This is a genomic window from Pseudoalteromonas sp. bablab_jr011 (assembly GCF_016464045.1).
GTDB lineage: Bacteria > Pseudomonadota > Gammaproteobacteria > Enterobacterales > Alteromonadaceae > Pseudoalteromonas > Pseudoalteromonas lipolytica.
The window spans coordinates 91,369-108,676 of sequence record NZ_JACDWU010000303.1; the positions used below are offsets into that span (position 1 = coordinate 91,369).

At 41.3% G+C, this 17,308-nt stretch carries 14 protein-coding genes; 3 read left to right on the plus strand and 11 right to left on the minus strand.

Going from position 1 to position 17,308, the window contains the following annotated elements:
* Window positions 1-15: 15 nt before the first annotated feature.
* The 8 genes from JIG41_RS19370 to ccoN all read right to left on the minus strand — a co-directional run bounded on the left by JIG41_RS19370 (window position 16) and on the right by ccoN (window position 7,144).
* The gene (locus tag JIG41_RS19370; RefSeq protein ID WP_199525307.1) at window positions 16-687 is read right to left on the minus strand and encodes a sulfite exporter TauE/SafE family protein; all 672 of its coding nucleotides are present in this window, start codon (window positions 685-687) and stop codon (window positions 16-18) included.
* Entirely contained in the window at window positions 680-847 is a 168-nt protein-coding gene (ccoS, locus tag JIG41_RS19375) for a cbb3-type cytochrome oxidase assembly protein CcoS (RefSeq protein ID WP_036967866.1), read from the minus strand. The genes JIG41_RS19370 and ccoS overlap by 8 nt, the downstream gene beginning before the upstream one ends.
* Entirely contained in the window at window positions 844-3,219 is a 2,376-nt protein-coding gene (locus tag JIG41_RS19380; RefSeq protein ID WP_196857235.1) for a heavy metal translocating P-type ATPase, read from the minus strand. Before JIG41_RS19380 ends, ccoS begins: the two co-directional genes overlap by 4 nt.
* A 9-nt stretch (window positions 3,220-3,228) precedes the next feature.
* Complete coding sequence (locus JIG41_RS19385) at window positions 3,229-3,720, minus strand: FixH family protein (protein WP_065978504.1); 492 nt, start codon at window positions 3,718-3,720, stop codon at window positions 3,229-3,231.
* Between the two features lie 150 nt (window positions 3,721-3,870).
* A complete protein-coding gene (gene ccoP, locus JIG41_RS19390) occupies window positions 3,871-4,836 on the minus strand; it encodes a cytochrome-c oxidase, cbb3-type subunit III (RefSeq protein ID WP_036967877.1) in 966 nt (321 codons plus the stop codon).
* Window positions 4,833-5,018, minus strand: coding sequence for a cbb3-type cytochrome c oxidase subunit 3 (locus JIG41_RS19395; protein WP_010373992.1), 186 nt, complete (start codon window positions 5,016-5,018; stop codon window positions 4,833-4,835). The genes ccoP and JIG41_RS19395 overlap by 4 nt, the downstream gene beginning before the upstream one ends.
* 5 nt (window positions 5,019-5,023) lie before the next feature.
* Window positions 5,024-5,698: a cytochrome-c oxidase, cbb3-type subunit II gene (gene ccoO, locus JIG41_RS19400; RefSeq protein WP_036967880.1), complete on the minus strand. Its 675-nt coding sequence runs from the start codon at window positions 5,696-5,698 to the stop codon at window positions 5,024-5,026.
* Between the two features lie 12 nt (window positions 5,699-5,710).
* Window positions 5,711-7,144 carry a cytochrome-c oxidase, cbb3-type subunit I gene (gene ccoN / locus JIG41_RS19405; protein WP_036967883.1) on the minus strand — a complete coding sequence of 478 codons (1,434 nt, stop codon included), beginning with the start codon at window positions 7,142-7,144 and terminating at the stop codon, window positions 5,711-5,713.
* A gap of 343 nt (window positions 7,145-7,487) precedes the next feature.
* On the opposite strand from ccoN, the gene JIG41_RS19410 reads away from it, so the two are divergent.
* The 3 genes from JIG41_RS19410 to JIG41_RS19420 all read left to right on the plus strand — a co-directional run bounded on the left by JIG41_RS19410 (window position 7,488) and on the right by JIG41_RS19420 (window position 12,680).
* Window positions 7,488-7,910 carry a hypothetical protein gene (locus tag JIG41_RS19410; RefSeq protein ID WP_083202723.1) on the plus strand — a complete coding sequence of 141 codons (423 nt, stop codon included), beginning with the start codon at window positions 7,488-7,490 and terminating at the stop codon, window positions 7,908-7,910.
* A 576-nt stretch (window positions 7,911-8,486) separates the two neighbouring features.
* Complete coding sequence (locus tag JIG41_RS19415) at window positions 8,487-11,204, plus strand: TonB-dependent siderophore receptor (RefSeq protein WP_036967885.1); 2,718 nt, start codon at window positions 8,487-8,489, stop codon at window positions 11,202-11,204.
* 108 nt (window positions 11,205-11,312) lie between these two features.
* Window positions 11,313-12,680 carry a hypothetical protein gene (locus JIG41_RS19420; protein ID WP_036967889.1) on the plus strand — a complete coding sequence of 456 codons (1,368 nt, stop codon included), beginning with the start codon at window positions 11,313-11,315 and terminating at the stop codon, window positions 12,678-12,680.
* Window positions 12,681-12,706: 26 nt separating this feature from the next.
* Here the strand turns inward: JIG41_RS19420 and JIG41_RS19425 are convergent, their stop codons facing one another.
* From JIG41_RS19425 to mfd, 3 genes are read right to left on the minus strand one after another with little or no spacing between them, the layout of a single operon-like run.
* Window positions 12,707-12,970 carry a lipoprotein gene (locus tag JIG41_RS19425; RefSeq protein WP_036967891.1) on the minus strand — a complete coding sequence of 88 codons (264 nt, stop codon included), beginning with the start codon at window positions 12,968-12,970 and terminating at the stop codon, window positions 12,707-12,709.
* A gap of 11 nt (window positions 12,971-12,981) precedes the next feature.
* Window positions 12,982-13,815, minus strand: coding sequence for a CsiV family protein (locus JIG41_RS19430; RefSeq protein WP_036967893.1), 834 nt, complete (start codon window positions 13,813-13,815; stop codon window positions 12,982-12,984).
* A complete protein-coding gene (mfd, locus tag JIG41_RS19435; protein WP_199525308.1) occupies window positions 13,815-17,288 on the minus strand; it encodes a transcription-repair coupling factor in 3,474 nt (1,157 codons plus the stop codon). Before mfd ends, JIG41_RS19430 begins: the two co-directional genes overlap by 1 nt.
* Window positions 17,289-17,308: the final 20 nt, after the last annotated feature.

A 17,308-nucleotide genomic window follows, 5' to 3' on the forward strand; every position in this document is an offset into this window, starting at 1 on the left:
TAACAACTCGTAAGGTTAATGAACGAGCCTGTCAGTTGCTATAATTAATAAGTATACACCGTACCATATTATTACGCTTCCTAGAATAACCCTAGTCCAAACATGGTTTAAAAAAACGTTTATTTTTTGACTCGCGAGGCCAATACTGACCATCGCTGGAAATGTGCCTAGGGCAAAAAATAGCATAACCCCTGCACCATGAAGCGCAGAAGGGCTCGTCAGGGCCCATGTCAGTGCAGAGTAGACTAATCCACACGGCAGCCAACCCCAAAGCGCACCATAAAGCAGGGCTTTAGGGGTTGTATTAACCGGCAATAAATAGCGATTTAATTTTGCTAAATGCTGCCACACGAGCGTTTTCCCAAGTTTTTCTAACCACTGTAATGTGGCAGCCAAACGCATAATATAGATGCCCACAAGTAGCATAAAAATGCCACTCAAAAATGATAAAGCGAGGGCGATACTGGTGTTCTGTGCTGCAAAGCGACTGCTGATACCCGCGACTAAAGCACCCGCTAACATATAACTCAGCGCGCGCCCTACATTGTAGGCAACAGAAAAGCTCACAGCACGATTTTTGTCGGCGGCAAGCTGTAAGCTACTTGCAATGCCACCACACATCGCTAAGCAATGGCCACTGCCAAGTAACCCCATAACAAATGCACTAATGAAAAGGGGATCAATCATTACTTTTGTTGTGCTGCTCTTTGTCATCTTCAAACAGGATACTGTGGCCCTGTTTATTTAAATCTGAGAATTGTTCACTTTTTACAGCCCAAAAAAATACACCAATAGCGATTATTACAAACAAAATCGCAATCGGGATTAACATGTAAATGATACTCATAGTTTTAATAACCTTAATGAGTTGGTAATAACCAAAATGGAGCTTGCAGACATGCCAATAACAGCCATCCAAGGCGCAACGAGCCCCAATGCTGCTAAAGGTAAAATCGAACCATTGTAAATAAGTGATAACGCCAAGTTTTGTTTCACAATTCTGCGCGTTTTTTTCGAGACGCTAAGCAGATGCTCAATGGCGCTTAAATCACTATTGAGTAATACCACATCGGCACTGTTTTTGGAAATATCTGCCCCAGTTTCCATCGCAATTGATAAGTGTGCACTTGCAAAAACTGGGCTGTCATTAACGCCGTCTCCAACCATAGCAACCACAGCGCCTTTACTTGCAAGGGCATCAACATGCGTTTGCTTATCTTGTGGGCTGCAGCCAGCGTGAACAGTGTCGAGATTTAGTTGTTTAGCCAATCGCTCCCCACTGTTTGAGGCATCCCCAGTTAACATATGGCACTTTATGTGTTGCGCATGAAGGTTTTTAATGAGTTTATCGGCATTATTACGCAAACTATCCGATAGGTAGAAGCGTGCAACAATCTGTTTGTTTACATATAAAGTGGCTTGGGCGTCTGCCTTATCGGTTTCAAACCAGCCACTTTTACCAATCGCAAAGTGCTCATTATTAAGGTTAGCAGTGATACCTTTGCCTGGTTCAATAGTGACATTTTCGAATGGATTGACGCTATTGTTAAACCCTGCAAAGGCATTGGCAATCGGGTGCTCGGAAAAGCTCTCTAGCTGAGCAGCAAGAGTTAATGCTTCAGCTTCTGAGTACGTATTATCTATTAACTCAATGCGCTCAATTGTAAAACGACCTTGTGTGAGTGTGCCTGTTTTATCAAAGGCGATATCACTTAGTTGAGGGAGTGTCTCTAAGACGTGGGCTTGTTTTATTAATATACCGCGTTTAGTTAAGCTTGCCACGGCGCAAGTGAGTGCCGTAGGAATCGCTAAGCTGAGCGCACACGGGCAGGTTGCAACCAATACAGAAATGGTGATCCAAAATGCATGTTCAGGATCAACTTGATACCAGCCAATAGCGGTGATTGAGGCAAAAAGCAATAAGCATGCGACAAACCATTGTGCCACTTTATCCGTTATCTCAACAAGTCGTGGACGCTTAGTTAGGGCTGTATGTTGCAATTTTATAATTTGATTAATAAGGGTGTTTTGGCCAATTTTATTAATCTCAATGCTGATCACGCCATCGTGGTTAATGGTGCCAGCAAATACTTGATGATTAACAAATTTATTAACGGGTTGATGCTCGCCTGTCATCATCGCTTCATCGACCGTTGTTTTACCTTTAATAACTATCCCGTCAGCGGGGATTGTTTCACCAGCTTTTATAAGTACCACGTCGCCCAGTTTGAGTTTTTTAGCGGCAATGATTGATTCTTGATGGGTGTTATCAATAATGCGTGCGGTGAGCGGGAGTAGTTTTTGTAGGTTTGCTGTGAATTCGCTGGCTTTTAATCGTGCTCTGAACTCTAAATACTTACCCAACAATAATAGAAAGGTAAACATACAGATTGATTCAAAATACACTTCGCCAACCGACATAATGGTTGCATAACAACTTGCGCCATACGCGCCAAAAATAGCCAAAGAGACGGGTAAGTCCATATTCAGCTGTTTTGCTCTTAATCCATTAATTGCATTCGTTAAGAAGGGTAATGCACTGTAAAGAATAACCGGCGAAGCAAGTACGAGGCTTATCCAGCGAAAGTATTGTTCAAAATTTTCTTCCATGCCAGAAAACATGCCAAAGTACATTGCAAAAGCAAACATCATTACCTGCATAGTCATCAGGCCGGCGACACCTAAGCGGCGAATATAGGCCTTTGCAGCTTGTTGCTTTTGGCTGGCTTCTAAGTCGGCTTGAAAGGGGTAGGCTTTGTAACCTATTTCATGTAATGCAGTAATTATTTTACTCAGTGGGGTGACTGATTTATCCCACTGGATCATGGCACGATTTGTTGAGGTATTTACATCTACGCGTCTGATGGCTGACAAATTAAGTAACTGCTTTTCAATAAGCCAAGCACAGGCGGCACAGGTAATCCCTTCAACGGTCAGTAAAACCTCAGATAACTCATGGGAGGTGGCAATAAACTCATCTTGAATATCTTCGTTATCGTAACTTTTTATAAGCTCTAATTGCTCTGGAACTAGTTGTTCAACTTTCCCAGAGCGAACAGTTCTAAACTTATAGTAATCGGTCATGCCTTGGGCAACGATATTCTCGGCCACTGTTTGGCAGCCAATACAACACATAGGCTGTGCCTTCCCATCTATTACGACAGTTGCATTAAAGCCTTTTGGCACACTTTCAAGACAATGAAAGCAATTATCAGACATGAGCGTTAACTACTTATATTCAGGGCTAATCGAAATTGTTTTAGCTGTTGGAAGAATAATATCTTCTTTTAGTTTCCAACTGTTATCGACAGGTTCAATAAATACGGTATACGCACCATCAACATGAGCATCGAGCAGGGCTGTAAAGTCACCATGAGCATTTTTCATCAAGCTTACATCAAAGTCGTTAGCTTTAATGGTGCGATGATAAAATGACATTTTTAAAGAATGAACATTACTGGCATCACCTTTAGTGAAAACAAACGTGACTTTGTCATCAGTAACGTTTAAATCACCATGTAAATAAAGCGCTTTGGCTTTATTAAATTTACTAAGCTCTAAATTGATTGCTTTTCCTTTTTTATAATAATCATCAACAACCATGTCAGGTCCGTTGCCTATTGCCATATAGATAAGACCCGCACAACCGATGATAGCGGCAAGTGGGAAAGAGATTAAAAACCATGGCCAGAAATTTTTATACCAAGGAGTGGGATTCATAGTACTTACTACCTCAAAAAACGTTGTACGCATTTTATCGGATCTAAAAGCAAAAGACTAAAAAAAAGCCTCCAGATGGAGGCTTTTTTGATCTTAATTAATCTATTGAATTAAAAGATTAATTGTATATACATTTTATTAACCGCGCGGTTATTTTTCTTGTGACAGACTGTAAACGTACGCTGTTAAAAGGTGTACTTTGTCTTCACCAAGAATGTCTTTCCATGCTGGCATCACACCTGCACGACCATTTCTCAGTGTTTCTTCAACAGCACGTTTAGAGCCACCATATAACCAGATATTGTCGGTTAGGTTAGGCGCACCAAACGGTAAGTTGTGAGCAACCGACCCTTTGCCGTCAGCACCGTGACATGCAGCACACATTGCAAATTTAGCTGCACCAGCTTCAGCGTCTTTTTGGTTAACTGTACGACCCGAAAGGCTAAGTACGTGAGCAGTCATTTCTTTAATGCCTTGCTCGCCAAGTGCATCACCCCAAGGTGGCATTGCTGCAACACGGCCGTAAAGAAGCGTTTCTTTAATTTTGTCTGGTGAACCACCGTATAACCAATCGTTATCCGTTAGGTTAGGGAAGCCTTGACCACCACGCGCATCTGAACCATGGCATTGAGCACAGTTTTGAGAGAATAAACGTTGACCAATCTCAAGCGCTTTTTCATCTTTTACAAGTGATTCAATGTCTTGTTTCGCGAACGACTCAAAGATTGGGCCAAAACGCTCATCTGCTGCAATAAACTCTTGGTCTAACTGAACATTCTCACCATTGGCTAACGCTTCTTCAGTGGCCTTTTTAGACTCTTCTAAAGACGTAATACCTTGGTTTGAACTTGTCCATTTACCTAAACCTTCCCAGTTACCTAAACCCGGGTAAGCCGCTAAGTAATAAACTGACCAAACGAATGTTGCAAAGAACATGTAAGTCCACCATTTTGGTAGTGGGTTATTCAGCTCTTCAATGCCATCAAATTCGTGACCACAACTTTCGCCTTCTTTAACACCTGTGTAGTTTTTTAAGTTCCACAGAAGTAGGCCGAAGATGATAGCAAGACACGCAAGGGTTAATACAATAACCCATATACTCCAAAAGCTAGTCATTTCTCAGACTCCTTTTCCTCGTTAGAGATTGTGTTGTTGTGTTTTTTTTCATCTTCAAATATGGCATTAGCTGCGTCATCAAAACGACGTTTGCTACGCTTGCTATATGCCCATACAACAATCACAATAAACAGTACTAAAATTACCAGAGTTAAAATGCCTCTGTATGTTCCGTAATCCATAATAATTACTTCAAGTGTGTGCCAAGCTGTTGTAAGTAAGCAATTAGAGCTTGCATCTCAGTTGCGCCTTCACCATTGTTCATGGCTTCAATTTTCGCAATGTCAGCTTGTAACTCTTCATCGCTTCCATAACCTTTACCGTCGTAACGGGTGCTTGCTTTATCAATTCCGAAGCTATCACGGAATATTTGAAGCTTTTTAAGAGTATGGGTCGTATCGACTCTGTTTTCGTCTAACCAAGGAAACGCTGGCATATTTGATTCTGGAACCACAGCACGTGGGTCCATTAAATGCGCATGATGCCAATCGTCTGAGTAACGCTCACCAACACGTGCTAGGTCTGGACCAGTACGTTTAGAACCCCATTGGAATGGGTGATCCCATACTGATTCACCAGCAACAGAGTAGTGACCATAACGCTCAACCTCGTCACGGAAAGGGCGAATCATTTGTGAGTGACAGTTGTAACAACCTTCACGTACATAAATATCACGACCTTCCATTTCTAAAGCTGTAAGAGGGCGTAGGCCATCAACAGGCTTAGTCGTATCATCTTGGAACATCAACGGTGTAATTTCTACAAGTGCACCGAAGCTGATCGCAAAGACAGTCAAGATAGCCATAAGGCCAACATTTTTTTCGACTATTTCATGTTTGTTTTGTGAATTATTATTGCTCATCATCCTACTCCGTTATGCTAATTGTGCGTCAGCGTCTAATTGAAGCGAATCTTTCTTCGCAGCAATTGTACGGTAAACGTTGTAAGCCATAATTAGCATGCCCGTTACGATGAATACACCGCCAAGGAAACGCATGATGTAGAACGGATACGATGCTTCTAGTGATTGTACAAAGCTGTACATTAACGTACCGTCTGAGTTTACTGCACGCCACATAAGACCTTGCATTACACCTGAAATCCACATTGCTACGATATATAGAACAACCCCTACAGTGTGTAACCAGAAGTGTGTATTAACCAGTTTAACACTGTACATACGACCCTGAGAGAATAGTGCAGGGATTAAGTGATAAATTGCACCGATTGAAATCATCGCAACCCAACCTAGCGCACCTGAGTGAACGTGACCTACTGTCCAGTCTGTGTAATGTGAAAGTGCATTAACAGACTTAATAGCCATCATTGGACCTTCAAACGTAGACATACCGTAGAAAGACAGTGAAACAACTAAGAAGCGAAGTACTGGGTCAGTACGAAGTTTGTGCCATGCACCTGATAACGTCATGATACCGTTAATCATACCACCCCATGATGGGACGAATAAGATAACTGACATAACCATACCTAAGCTTTGCGTCCAGTCTGGAAGCGCAGTGTAGTGAAGGTGGTGAGGACCTGCCCAGATGTATAAAGAAACAAGCGCCCAGAAGTGAACAACCGATAGACGGTAAGAATATACAGGGCGACCTGCTTGTTTTGGTACGAAGTAGTACATCATACCTAAGAAACCAGCAGTTAATAAGAAGCCAACAGCATTATGACCGTACCACCACTGAACCATCGCATCTACTGCACCCGCATAAATAGAGTATGATTTAGTTAGTGACACTGGAATTGCCATGCTGTTTACAATGTGTAATACGGCAACAGTAATAATGAAACCAGCATAGAACCAGTTTGCAACATAAATGTGCGATACTTTACGTTTGATTAGCGTACCAAAGAATACAACGGCGTAGGTTACCCAAACTACCGCGATAAGAATATCAATTGGCCATTCAAGTTCTGCGTATTCTTTTGAGCTCGTGATACCTAACGGTAAGGTAATCGCGGCAAGTACGATAACAAGTTGCCAACCCCAAAAGGTAAAGGCCGCTAGTTTATCTGAGAAAAGACGCGTTTGACACGTACGTTGTACGACGTAATAAGACGTCGCAAAAAGTGCACTTGTACCAAATGCGAAAATTACTGCGTTCGTATGTAACGGACGTAGTCGAGAGTAAGTTAACCATGGTGTATCAAAGTTAAGTGCTGGCCAAGCTAATTGGGCAGCAATCAGAACCCCAACACTCATGCCAACGATGCCCCAAATCACTGTCATAATAGCGAATTGGCGTACAACTTTATAATTGTACTCAGTTTGTGATGCTACTGTTTGGCTCATTTTCTGGCTTCCGCTGCAATTAATGCGTTTTAGAAATGAATTACCCACTTAGTAATAAGTGGGGCCTACTATTACTTCACAAGCGTGTTACCCAAAGCTAGCTGTAGATGATAGCTTCAGAAAACAAACTCGAGAAACCCTTATTTTGCGATGGAAATGATAAAATTTTTGACCTTAAAAAGATAGGTCAATTGCATAAAATTATGACATCAATCAAATTTTCCCGCTTTGTTGGTTATTTTTTGTCAGTCATTGTATTTTTATTAACTTATTCTACTTAGCCTAGTTGTTTTTCATAGACGAGCGGACTAGTATCCGCTTTTATTTTATACAGGTAAGTTGAGTGCGAACTACAATAACCAGCTACATTTTGTTTTTGAGTGTTTTCATAGTTGCTTGTGACAGGCAAAGTATAGATGAGCCACAGACAAGTGCAACGTGCGAAAAAAATACACATTGTCAGTTTGCGAACGGTGTGGAAATTTGGTTGCCCAATTCAGTCATTAGCCCAGAAACTCCCTTTTCAATTAACCTTAAATTACCTCCAAATGCGTATAACGTTTCGGCAAAACTAGAAGGGGTTACGATGTATATGGGGTATATCCCTTTACAGTTTACCCAAAAAGGCAGTTATTGGTCGGCCCAGACGATGGTCGGAGTGTGCTCCGAACCTGTGATGACTTGGAAAATGACAGTCGTTTTTACCGATGCGCAAAACCGTCAACAGAGTGTTTTTTATTACTTTGACTCACGCCATGCTGTGTAAATAAGGTTGAGCATTAACAGCCTCCTCATTGCCTTATAATAGGTAATAGCTTTTTACGTTTGCCACTTTTCTTGAATAACACGCTCTCACTGCTTTTTTGCATGGAAATTTAATCCGTGTGAACAAAATACAAAAACCATCCTCTAATACCTTGTTTAAAAGCTAACTTTGCCAATTTAGTTATTTTTTGTGAATAACTATGGTTAGCAGACATATTGACCTATTACGGTTTTTATAACGTTGTGTGATCAACTTGTAAAATTTTCATTTAAAGACAAATATCCATCATGGTTACACTTGATTACAAAGTGTGTGTAATTGATTTCAATCGTGTTTTTTTTGTTTTAAACATTTTGTACCTGTTTGTTTTGTATTGGTTTTTTATTGTTAACATTGATACATAGTGAAATCTTATTACCTTAAATGGGTACGTAATTTTTGGGGTGTTTTTTATTTAATCTACCATTCAGTTTTCGTTCAGTTAACTGCGCCTAAGTTGCCCTCCGCTGACTCGTGATTCTAATAATAACGAGCGCTACCTAACTAAAGGTAAATTTCCAACAAGTAGGGTTTCACATGAAAAAATCAATTCTTGGTTTAGCTGTTGTTTCAGCAATCCCAATGTTCTCAAGCATGCAAGTTTTAGCTGCTGATGATGCAGCAGAATCTATCGAAAAGATTCAAGTTACGGGTTCTCGCATTAAGCGTTCAGATATGGAAAACGCAAGCCCAGTAACATTGATTGGCGCAGACGATATTAAAGCGATGGGTGCAACTAGCATCGATAGCGTATTACAAAAAATGACTGCCACTGGCGGTGCGATGACTAACCCAGGTATCAACAATGGTTCTGGTGGTAATGCACGTATCGATTTACGTGGTCTAGGTAGCAGCCGTACATTGGTTCTTGTTAACGGTCGCCGTATGATTGCATCGGGTACTGGTGCTGCTTCAACTGTCGACTTAAACACAATCCCTGTATCAATGATCAAATCAGTTGAAGTGCTTAAAGATGGTGCTTCTGCTGTTTATGGTACAGATGCGGTAGCAGGTGTTGTTAACATCATTCTAAAAGACGATTTTGAAGGTCTTGACATGAATGTTAACTCAGCTATCACTGGTGAAGGTGATGCAACTGAGAATTCATTTGACTTCACAGTTGGTTCATCATTCGACAAGGGTAATATTGTAATCGGGATGCAATATACAGACCGTGGTAAAGCGAAGCAATCAGACCGAGATTTTTCTTCTTGTCCAATCGCTGAAGGTGCTAATGGTTTAAATTGTAATGGTGGCTCACAATACAGTGAAGGCGGTCACATTTGGCAAGGTGGGGTCATCGGTGATGTAAACGATAAAGGTGAAACAGTCGATGCTGATGGTAAAAAAATTACTTCTAGCTTAGCGCCTAGCGATTATGGTTTAAGTGGTAAAGATGGCTTACACCCTTACAGTGATTCTGATCTTTATAACTTTGCACCTGACAGCTATTTGTATACGCCAATGGAGCGTTTAAACCTGACTGGTTTAGCACGATATGAACTATCTGATGACACAACATTGTTTTCAGAATTCACTTATACTAAACGTTGGTCAGAACAGCAAATGGCTGCTCAACCAGTATGGTTTGATTTCAAATATACTGAAAATATGGGTGACTCATTACTTGGTCAAACATATGTTGGTAAAGTAGATCGTGATGGTGACGGTATTGCAGATCGTGATGCTGATGGCAACTACATCACTGATACTCTGAACTACGCTTATGGCGATGATATTTCTTATGGTCGTCGCATGACTGATACAGGTGCACGTTACTTTGAGCAATCTGTAGACACTGTTCGTGCAGTAATTGGTGCCGAAGGTTTCATTGGTGATTATGCTTGGGATGTGTCTGCTAACTTTGGTCGTAATGACTCAGTTGACAAGCTAAGCAACCTTCACAACATGGGTGCTATTCAAGACCAAATCACTGAGGGGACTTTTAACCCATTAGATCAAGCTGCATGGGTATCTGAAGATTTCCGTAAAAATGTTTACACTGAAGTTAACAACGGTGGTAGCCAATTATTTATGCTATCAGCATCGATCTCAGGTGAAATGTTTGAATTACCAGCTGGTTTTGCTGCATTCGCTGCAGGTGTTGAACGCCGTCAAGAAAAAGCATGGTACACACCTGACTCACTTACAGCACAAGGTCTGGCTAATGATCCTCCAGTAGAGCCAACTTCAGGTGGTTTTGATGTTAATGAAGCGTATGTTGAATTTGCATTGCCACTTCTTTCTGAATTGCCATTTGCTCAATATGTTGAATTAAGTGCTGCAATTCGTGCGTTTGATTACAGCACATTTGGTTCAGATGAAACATGGAAACTAGGTTTAACCTGGAAAGCAAACGATGAATTAATGCTACGTAGCGTTGTGTCAACTGCGTTCCGTGCACCAACTGTTTCTGAGTTATATTCTGGTAATTCACCATCTTTCGAACGTATATCATACCCAGGTGCTCAAGACCAAGCTGAAGTAACTGTAGGTGGTAACTCTCTTCTTACTCCTGAAGAAGCAGATACGTTTACTGCAGGTATCGTTTACGAGCCTGAGTGGTTTGAAGGCTTCAGCATGACGCTTGATTACTACAAAATCGATATTGAAAATGCAATTGCGTCAGTTAATGAGCAGTATATTGTTGATCAATGTTTAGCTACTTCTGCAAATAGCGACACAGTATTATGTCAATCAGCAAACATCGGTATTGATAGTACTGGCCGTATTAGTTTTAACAATCAACTTCAAAATGTTGGTTCTGAAAAGACTTCAGGTGTTGACCTTAACTTAGCATACAGCTTTGAAGCTGCAGGCCTTAACTGGAAAGCAGGTTTAGACACAACATATTTAGATGAGTATGTTGTGACTGTATTAAATGACACCGTTGACTACGCTGGACTAATTACATCAAACATTGGTGGATATGCAGATATCAAATCTAACTTCACGCTAAATGTAGCGGGTGATAATTGGGATGCTCAATACCAAGCACGTTACATTGCAGGAATGGATAGCTATGCATGTGTTGGTAAAGATTCATGCTTAGCACCTACAACACCATCAGTTGTTTATCATGACATCAGTGGTTCATACTTACTATCTGATACAGTGACTTTATCTGCAGGTGTTAATAACTTGTTCGATAAAGAGCCACCTTACTACACAGGTAACAATGACTCAAACACTGACCCGTACACATACGATGTACTAGGTCGTCGTTTCCACGCTGGTGTGAACGTTAAGTTCTAATCTAGTTTGAAATGATTATTAAGGCCCGGTTTTTACTGGGCCTTTTTTATTGTCTGAAAAGCTATCTCGGCGTAAACTTACAGTGTAAAAGTAAACAACGAGGTGATATTGCTTAAACAAGACGAAAACCTATCTTTTATTATCGAACCTGAGCTAAGTCCCCGCGCAGAGCAGCGTCTCGATCTGTATTTTTCTATTCCAAATGAAATGAGTGTCAACCCGCAAACACTCAGTGAAGAAGCGTACTTCAACAACCACTTTAAGTCGCACCTAGCTTACAATGCGAACAATATTCACTTGCCACTGGTGCGAAGTCGGTTTGTGAGTAAAAACAAAGGTGAGCAACAAGATTATAGGCAAAACCTAAATTTATATTGTTATCAGGTTCGTCTAGCACTCAATGCCGATATTAAAGACACCCTAAAACATAACGAAGCTGACGAGTTTTACCCTGCGGCGATGGAGTTGTGTGAGCAAACTGAAGGGTTACTAAAAAAACTACGTCGTTATACCCCAGATGATGAAAAGTTGCTGCCATTTTATAAAAATGCCGATAACTATTTAAGCTGGCATGTTGAACAATCATTTTTAAAGTTATTAGACGAAGGGCCGCGCAGTAGCGATTTTGCAAAAGAGCGTGGTGAGTTGCTCGATTTCTGTAAAGCAGAAAACAGCTACCGAGAAGAACAAGAGTATAATTCGCAATCAACCCTTGAAGATGCAAACCGCATTACAAATAAAATGCGTTTATTACAACGCTTAATTGAGCATGGCGTTATCTTAAATCGCACCACACGCCATCTTAATAGTTATCTAAAGCGAATGGTTAAAGGCACTGTCACTGCCGTTATAATGGCTTTTGTTATGCTGGTTGTACTTAATGCACGCTCAACCTTTACTGAAGTAACAGCAACATTAATTTTGATTTTAGGAGTGATCTACGGGCTGCGTGAAATATTTAAAGAAGATATAACCCGTGTTATTTGGCGTGCCATTGTGAGAGGCCGGCCGAAATGGCGTTTTCAGTTTAAGAACAGTATTACAAAAGACAGGATCGCCAGTCAGTACATTTGGCTCGAATACACCTCGTTCAAGCGGATCCCAAAAAAAGTGCGTCAGATATTTTCTAAGCGTCGCCATCAAAATAAACAAGCAGCACAATGGTTACACTTTGCCAGTGAAACACACGTCAATGCAAAAGAGTTTTTGCCCGGGTATGATACGTTGCAACAAACTGTTAGCTTTAGCTTAGCGCCGTTTGCGCGTTACTTAAAACGTGGTGAGGGGAAACTCTATCATCTCGACAGTAATAAAATATCAAAGCAGGCAGTTGAGAGGCGTTACCAATTAAATTTGGTGTTAGTTTTTTCAGAAAATGAGCACGAAACTAGGTATGAACGCTACAAAATTACGTTAAATCGCAGCAAAATTATTAATATAGAGCTGATCCACAGTCAATTAGATAAGAGTGAGTAGGGTGGCTATATGCCACCCTTACAGGATTATTTAGCGTCTAAACCTGTTTTACTATAAAGCGATACTTTATCTGAAACTAAAGTGATTTCGATATTTTTATCATTATCACCCCAGATACAGTTCGTATGCAGTGTTTTCTCTTCGCACTTATCAGCCGAGCCTAAGATAGCTTCAACTTCTGCTTTATCCATACCGATTTTTATTTTTTCATAGTTCTCAAGGTTTACTTTAGAGCAGCCAGCTAATGTTAACACTGCAGCGGCAGCAGCAATTGCCATATATTTTTTCATAATAGATTCCATTAATGGTTGTAGCGTCTTATTTGCACGATCATGCCCATACGAGGATGATCGAAATAATGTATTTCGTTGCTGATCACACGCTTAAATTGTGAAAAGCGGGCTTTTTCATAATCACCGGTTTCTAAACGCTGACTAATATCAAAATCAGCATTTATAAAAAGGTAATGACGAACGTAAATTTTCATTAAACCATCTAATTCCCAATCAGGCGTTTGTTGCAAACTCTCCGGAATATATTGCTCTGATGGAGTTACTAGGCTAATAAAGTCATTGTTATCTGGTTCAATAGCAGGTGAACTTGCTGCTAAATGTTTGCCTGCAAATAACCGAATACTTTGAGCGCGTGATTCACTCATTTCAGGAAAACGCCAACCGGTGTGTAATAACGGTGTTAAACCTTTTCTATCAAGCTGGTTTTTCTGTTCAGTAAATTGCAGTTGCTCAGGCGCCATTAAATAAATTTCGTCGGTGTCTTCACGTGGTTCGACAGGGGGAGAGACTGGTAATTCGTTGTAGCTTGCTAAAAAATCAACGCTGTCGTCACAGACATTCGAATGTGGGTTTGAATTAATCAATTCATCAGTAAATGACTGTGAACGAAAACGACTATCACCGTTAATACAAGCTTGTTTAGCGTGCGCTTTGTAGACAGGTGATAATAAGTCTTTCGAACGTTTTGCATTGATTTCATCATGTTTTAACGAGAAATCTTCTTGTAAGTAGGGCGCTGGACGTTGTTTATAAATAAGCACTTCTATTTCGAACCAGCGTGCTGCAAACGATGAGCTTGTAAATAAGCAACAAAGTAAAATAAAACTATTTCTAAACAACATTAATGGCTAACCTTTTTTTCGAAATCTGCAATCATTGCAGTGACCATTTTCAAGCGTTCACGAGGGTTCGCCTCGCTGATCGCAAAACGCAATTTATTTGCGCCGTCCATTTTATATATATGCGGAGCACTTTGTATCAAACCTATAATGAAGCTAGGGTTAACCTTTGTATGCTGGCTAAACTCAAAATAGCCGCCTTTCGGGTTTGCTTCAATCTTTTTGATGCCAATATTGCTGGCTTGCAATTTCAGTTGTTGCAAACTAAATAAGTTTTTAGTGGCATCTGGGAGTAAACCAAATCGGTCTATTAACTCGACCTGTAGCTCGTCCATGTCATTGAGATTAGCACAGCTTGCGATGCGTTTATAGATTCCTAAGCGTGCATTTACATCATGAATATAATCATCCGGTAATAAGGCTGGCAGTTTTAAATCAACCTCAGTCTGTTGACCTAGCAGGTTCTCCAGTGTTGGCTCTTTGCCTTCTTTTAGTGCGTTAACGGCCTGTTCAAGCATTTCCATATAAAGGCTAAAACCGATGCTCTGCATTTGCCCTGATTGATCATCACCGAGTAGCTCACCCGCGCCACGAATTTCTAAATCATGTGTCGCTAACGCAAAGCCTGCGCCTAAATCTTCTAAAGACTCGATGGCCTCAAGGCGTTTTACTGCATCTTTGGTTAATGACTTTGGATTGCCTGTTAATAAATACGCGTACGCTTGGTGGTGACTTCGACCAACGCGGCCGCGAAGCTGATGCAGCTGAGCTAGGCCAAGCTTGTCGGCTCTATCCATTATGATGGTATTCGCAGTCGGAACATCAATGCCGGTTTCAATGATTGTTGTACACACAATCACATTGTATTTTTGGTGATAAAAATCACTCATGATTTGCTCAAGCTCGCGTTCACGCATTTGGCCGTGTGCAGTGGTAACGCTTGCTTCTGGTACCCACTCAGTAATTTCTTCAGCAACACGGTCGATAGTTTCAACATTATTGTGTAAGAAATAAACTTGGCCGCCGCGCTTAATTTCACGCAGAATAGCTTCGCGAATGAGCTCAGCATCACGTTGTCTTACAAAGGTTTTAACGGCCAATCGTTTAGCCGGTGGTGTGGCGATAATCGATAAGTCGCGCATGCCGCTCATTGCCATATTCAGTGTACGCGGAATCGGGGTGGCGGTGAGGGTTAAAATGTCGACATCGGCGCGCAGTGCTTTTATTTTTTCTTTTTGACGAACACCAAAGCGATGTTCTTCATCAACGATTAATAAGCCTAAGTCTTTAAATTTAATGTCTTGCTGAATTAATTTGTGTGTACCTATGACAATATCTAGCTTGCCTTCGGCCATTTTATCCAGTGTTTCTTTTTGCTCTTTTGTCGAATTAAAACGCGATAAAACACCGACTTCTATTGGCAAATCAGCGAAGCGATCTTTAAAGTTTTCAAAATGTTGCTGTGCAAGTAACGTAGTCGGGACAAGCACGGCGACTTGCTTGTTATCATTTACGGCAACAAAGGCAGCGCGCATGGCGACTTCTGTTTTACCAAAACCCACATCACCACACACTAATCGGTCCATAGCCTGTTTACTTTGCATATCGCCCAGTACAGCTTCGATGGCGTTGCGTTGGTCGTCTGTTTCTTCAAATGGAAAGCTGTCGCTAAATTGGCGATAAGCACTGCCGTCAAGCTTAAACATATTGCCAGGTTTAGCTTGGCGTTTTGCGTAAATATCTAACAGCTCAGCAGCGACATCGCGTACTTTTTCTGCGGCGCGTTTTTTCGCTTTTTCCCATGCATCTGAACCCAGTTTATGAAGTGGGGCACTTGCTTCTTCTCCACCTGAATAACGGCTCAACATATGAAGTGCAGAAACGGGCACATAGAGTTTGGCTTCGTTTGCGTAGGTGATCGTAACAAACTCGGTAATCACCCCTGCAGCATCAATGGTTTCAAGACCTTGATAACGACCCACACCGTGATCAAGGTGCACAATTGGTTGACCTTGACGCAGTTCTGCCAGATTGCGAATTAATGCATCTTGGCTTGCTTCGTATTTATGTTTTCGGCGTCTGCGCTGAGACACCTTAATACCTAATAACTCTTGCTCTGTAATGATGGTTAAACGGGGTTTACCATCCAGCACTACACTTTGTTCAAGGGGCGAGACAATTAAACCCACATCGCTGGAGCTTTGGGTAAAGTCGGTGAATGAATTAAATTCTTTAAACTTTAAACCACTTGGTCTTAACAGTGTCAGCAGCGATTCACGTCGTCCGTCAGACTCTACAGACAGTAGCACACGGCCTTTTTGTTTTTTTTCACTGGCAACATAGTCAATTAGGCCTTGATACGGCTCATGCAATTTATGATCAATACGTACATTGGGTAAATCGTTGCTGGCTAAATTTGTGTGTCCTGCTTTCGTACCAAGCTTTGCCTGTGATAAACGTATTCGCGCGTAGTGTGCAAACTCACCAAACAGTTCATTGACACTTTGATAAAGTTTTATGGGCTCAAGAAGCGGTCTAAGAGGGTCTACACGGCGGTTTTCATAGCGTACATTTACATCATGCCAAAACTGCTCAGCGGCATGCTCAATATCACCAAAGTGCATGAAAGTGGTATTGTTGGGAAGGTAATCGAAAATTGTCGCTAGTTGATCGAAAAACAGCGGCATGTAATATTCAATCCCCGCAGGCCAAGTGCCTTTGGTTACCTGCATGTAGATAGAATCTTGCTCGGAGCTGGCACCAAATTGTTCACGATAATTAATTCTAAACCGTTCTATATCTGCATCGTTTGTCGGGAATTCGTGGGCCGGTAAGAGCTCTATTTTATCGACTTTTTCATCAGAACGTTGGCTTTCTACGTCAAACAAGCGGATGCTGTCTAGTTCATCATCAAAAAAGTCTAATCTGAATGGGTGAGGACTCCCCATCGGGTATAAGTCAACAATTGAGCCACGTATTGCATATTCACCATGCTCCATCACTTGTTGAACATGTAAGTAGCCTGCTTGCTCAAGGTTATCACGTAGGGTGTGAGTATCTAGCGTGTCACCCACCGTAAAATTAAGGGTTGAACCATAGATAAATGACGCGGGAGCAGTGCGTAGCATCAAGGTCGACACGGGCACAATTAACACGCTTTGTTGTTCTTTTTTTAAGGTGTTAAGAGTGGCAAGACGCGCAGAGATAATATCCTGATGCGGTGAAAAATGATCATAAGGTAACGTTTCCCAGTCAGGGAAGACCATGACTGGGTTTTCAGGTAATAAAAATTCGAGTTCAGTTTCAAGGCGAAGGGCGCTTGGTGTATCTGGGGTGACAATCACAACAAGTTCGTTATGTTGTTTCACACCTTCGGCTATTGCGATACTCAGCCCGCTGCCGGTTAGTTGTCCCCAGTGAATTTTATCTTTCTCAGATTTTACCCAAGGCAATGCTGCCCATTGCGCAAACGCCATTTACTACTCCTTTAAACTGT

Excerpts from the sequence above, each read along its gene's own strand:
- JIG41_RS19370 (WP_199525307.1), bottom strand. The coding sequence starts at position 687 with ATGATTGATCCCCTTTTCATTAGTGCATTTGTTATGGGGTTACTTGGC.
- ccoS (WP_036967866.1), bottom strand. The coding sequence starts at position 847 with ATGAGTATCATTTACATGTTAATCCCGATTGCGATTTTGTTTGTAATA.
- JIG41_RS19380 (WP_196857235.1), bottom strand. The coding sequence starts at position 3,219 with ATGTCTGATAATTGCTTTCATTGTCTTGAAAGTGTGCCAAAAGGCTTT.
- JIG41_RS19385 (WP_065978504.1), bottom strand. The coding sequence starts at position 3,720 with ATGAATCCCACTCCTTGGTATAAAAATTTCTGGCCATGGTTTTTAATC.
- ccoP (WP_036967877.1), bottom strand. The coding sequence starts at position 4,836 with ATGACTAGCTTTTGGAGTATATGGGTTATTGTATTAACCCTTGCGTGT.
- JIG41_RS19395 (WP_010373992.1), bottom strand. The coding sequence starts at position 5,018 with ATGGATTACGGAACATACAGAGGCATTTTAACTCTGGTAATTTTAGTA.
- ccoO (WP_036967880.1), bottom strand. The coding sequence starts at position 5,698 with ATGAGCAATAATAATTCACAAAACAAACATGAAATAGTCGAAAAAAAT.
- ccoN (WP_036967883.1), bottom strand. The coding sequence starts at position 7,144 with ATGAGCCAAACAGTAGCATCACAAACTGAGTACAATTATAAAGTTGTA.
- JIG41_RS19415 (WP_036967885.1), top strand. The coding sequence starts at position 8,487 with ATGAAAAAATCAATTCTTGGTTTAGCTGTTGTTTCAGCAATCCCAATG.
- JIG41_RS19425 (WP_036967891.1), bottom strand. The coding sequence starts at position 12,970 with ATGAAAAAATATATGGCAATTGCTGCTGCCGCTGCAGTGTTAACATTA.
- JIG41_RS19430 (WP_036967893.1), bottom strand. The coding sequence starts at position 13,815 with ATGTTGTTTAGAAATAGTTTTATTTTACTTTGTTGCTTATTTACAAGC.
- mfd (WP_199525308.1), bottom strand. The coding sequence starts at position 17,288 with ATGGCGTTTGCGCAATGGGCAGCATTGCCTTGGGTAAAATCTGAGAAA.